This is a genomic window from Microbacterium lacusdiani (assembly GCF_054779895.1).
The window spans coordinates 1-3,471 of the sequence record NZ_BAAGXJ010000025.1 but is presented as its reverse complement, the minus strand read 5'-3'; the positions used below and the strand labels follow the sequence as shown (position 1 = coordinate 3,471).

General features: G+C 63.7%; 2 protein-coding genes. Both read left to right on the top strand.

Annotated elements, in window-relative coordinates; all coding sequences use genetic code 11:
• Positions 1–133 precede the first annotated feature (133 nt).
• Positions 134–2,356, top strand: a complete 2,223-nt coding sequence (locus ACYVGN_RS11435) for a helicase-related protein (protein ID WP_460790879.1) — start codon at positions 134–136, stop codon at positions 2,354–2,356.
• Positions 2,353–3,327, top strand: a complete 975-nt coding sequence (locus ACYVGN_RS11430; protein WP_460790878.1) for a PD-(D/E)XK nuclease family protein — start codon at positions 2,353–2,355, stop codon at positions 3,325–3,327. Before ACYVGN_RS11435 ends, ACYVGN_RS11430 begins: the two co-directional genes overlap by 4 nt.
• The last annotated feature ends 144 nt before the right edge of the window (positions 3,328–3,471 follow it).

Here is a 3,471-nt window from a genome sequence, read left to right as displayed (position 1 = left end):
TCCGGGAGACCTCGACGCCTACCCGGCCACCGCGACGCTCAGACCGCTACACGCTCAAATGCGATGAGCCCGAAAACTCCCGTCCAAACCCAGTGCGGTCAACAACGAAGAGGACTATTACGCGTGGAAGGCCATGAGTGATGACGGTCGCTTCCGGCTCAACACCGCAGAACTCACCGGCCAGACCGACCGGATTGACGCCCAGAACAGGCAAGCCCGCTTCCAGGGGGTATTCCTGGCCGGCGACGAGAATCCCACGACTGACGCAGTGGACCTTCTCTCCGTGACGACCACCATGGAGGCAGGCGTCGACATCGGTTCGCTATCGGCGGTAGTCCTCGGCAACATGCCGCCGACGCGCTTCAACTACCAGCAGCGAGTCGGGCGCGCCGGCCGTCGAGGGTCTCCCGTCGCCATCGCGCTCACCATCTGCCGAGGCCGTAGCCACGACGAGTACTATTTCGAGCGGCCAGAGCGCATCACGAACGAGCCCACTCCGAAGCCCTACCTGACGCTGAACCGACCTGAGCTGTTCGACCGTTCACTCAGAAGCGAGATTCTCCGTCTGGCATCCAAGGACTACCTTGCGGGCGAAGAGGACGAGCCATCGGTGAACGTGCACGGCGAGTTCGGATTGACTGCGGCCTGGGACACGGCTATCCGGGCGCGACTTGAAGATTGGATTCTCGCCAACAGGGCGAGCGTCGCCTCAGTCGCCAAGGCGCTGGCATCGGGCACCTCGTTCGAGAGCTCCGCGGAAGATCGAGCGGATGCGGTGCTCACGTCGCTGGTCACTGATATCTCGGCAGCCGTAGCCGGTGATAGGCATGACGACCTCAGCCAGCTCCTCGCTGAGGCAGGTCTTCTGCCCATGTTCGGCTTCCCCACATCGGTGAGATATCTGTATCTCAAACGTCCCGGGCGTTCTAACCCGTGGCCGCCGAAGATGGTCATCGACCGTGATCTGAGTATGGCCGTCAGCGCGTTCGCTCCGCTGAGCGAGGTTGTCCGCGACGGAAAGGTGTACCCGGTCGTGGGCATCACGGATTTCAAGCCCGCCGGTGCTCGGCCACCCGAACCCGTTGCCAACCCGCTGGGTAACTGGACTGCGCTCTTCATCTGCCGCACCTGCTCATACCTCGGCGATGAGCGGCTCGATGACGGGACTGATACCTGCCCGCGATGCGGAGCCGGACCCGCCTACTTCACCGAGGTACCGCTGCGCGAACCGTTGGGGTTCCGCAGCGGCCGCGAGGAGGACTTCGACGGCAACTTCTCCTGGTCGCCACGGGCGATGGCCGCCCGGGCGATGGCTGACGGCGACAGGCTCACCCAGTCAACATCGGGGCGAGCTCTTGTCCTCTCCGGTCCAGCCGAGCGGTACACCATCAATGACAACGGAGGACGGCTGTTCGCGCTCCAGGAGGCCACCCCGGGGAACGTCAACTGGGGTGGCTACGTCTCCGTGCAGGCAATTCAGCAGGACCTGATTCACCCAAGCTTTGCCACGGGTGAGGTCATTAATGTCGCTCTCGGAGCAGTCGAGCACACCGACTTCCTCTTCATCGGAGCGACGGAACCGACCGACATTGACAAGGGCGTCCGCCTGAATCTCGTCTCCGGGATTCTTCAGCCCTCCAATGCCGCCGACGTGACAGAGGGTCGCAGGGCAGGGTGGTACTCGCTTGCGTTCCTGCTGCGCACGGTAGCGGCGACGAAGCTGGACATCCTTCCTCTCGAGCTCAGCGCGGGAATATACTCCGGCGTCACAGAGGGGGGCGTCCCGACCGTCCAAGCGTTCCTCGCCGACACTCTTGAAAACGGTGCCGGATTCAGCACGTATTTGGGTTCGGAGCAGTTCCTGCCTGAGTTCCTCGAGGCGGTCGCGACGTACCTTAGCGAGCTCGAGCTGGAAGACCATCGTCAGACGTGTGACTCGTCGTGCTATCGGTGCCTGCGCGACTACGGGAACATGGCGTACCACGCCCTTCTCGATTGGCGGCTCGCGCGCGACCTGTTCGGCCTACTTCGCGACGGACAACTGCATGTCGACCACGCCGAGGAATCGGCTGCCCTCGAGCGATGGGCCACCGCATACGGCGCGACAGTCATCGACGTCCCGGGTGTGGCTGCTGCGGTCCTCGACTCGCCCTACGGGTTGTATGGCGTGGTTCTCCGGCACTCCTTCGAGGGCTCCGACTCAGACGTGATGTCAGAGCGACTCGCAGACGCAGTCGCAGACATTGAGTCTGTGCACGACTGCGATGGCGTTGTGTTCGTCGACGCGTTCACCATCGATCGTGACCCCCGCCGTGTGCTCAAGCTCATGGCCGATGCCGCTCGGTCGCGACAGTGAACCTTGCGCAGTGGCTGTCAGCGACATCCGCCGGGCGTCTGCTGCGCTGTCCGGCGTCGGCATCATTCACCGCGGCGCCCACGGCGCCCCCACCTTCCGAGCCGAGGAACGCCGGTACGCTCGCCCACCAGGCGATGGGTGCGTGGCTAGAGAGCGGCGGGTGGCTTGAGGACGCGCCTGGTGCGGCCCTCCAATCGGCCTGGGACAGCGAGGCTGCGAGATGGGGTGTTGACCCGCGGCGCCTCGAGGATTCCGTACTGACGAGATCAAGGTTGCGTCGTCGCGGTGCCGAGCTCGCCAATCTGCTGAAATCGTCTGGTAGCCACGCTATGTCAGAGGTGCTCCTATGTGACGACGTGCGTCGGCTGTACGGGCAGCTCGACATCGTGGTGGAGGATGCGGGTGGTGCTGTAGTCGACCTCAAGACGGGCGATGACGGAACACCCGGAATCAGCAACGACGTCCGCAACCAGCTCCTCCTCTACGCCCATCTATATGGGCAGCAGTACGGACAACTACCTGTATCGCTCGTTGTCTTCAGCCTGCGATACGGCGCACTTCCGGTCGAGTTCTCGCCGCACGATGTCGACGCGCTACTCAGCCAAGTCGACGCGGCGCGGGGCGCAGTCCCGCTTCTTGCCGTGCCTGACCCCTCCGGGTGTAGGTACTGCAGGCGCCGACTCCAATGCGAGCCGCACTGGGAAGCCGCAGCGGCCTGGAACGACCCCGATTGCGTGGAAGGTCGTGTCGTAAAGGTGGAGACATCGCGAGCGGGCTTGACCGCTGTGCGCATCGAGACCGCACGCGCAGCTCAGTGGGTAGTCGGCCTCGTCGTCGCCAACGACGACGAGCTGACCTTGGGCCAGCTGCTGCGAGTCACAGAGGTCGCGGGCGGAGACGAACGAGACTGGCGAGCAACCCGCGCTACGCGGACCCTCGTAGTCCGACACGAGATGTCAACTTCGAATTGACGCGCGGGCGCGCCACCTACTGATTCCTTCTATGTGTGAGCAACTCGATTTCTCGAGGTTGTTGCCATCGGGTCTGAGCCGCCCCCTTCATTCGGTCCGGACGTTCTGTGAGTCGTCGGTTTCCATTTGATGGGTGCACTGTCG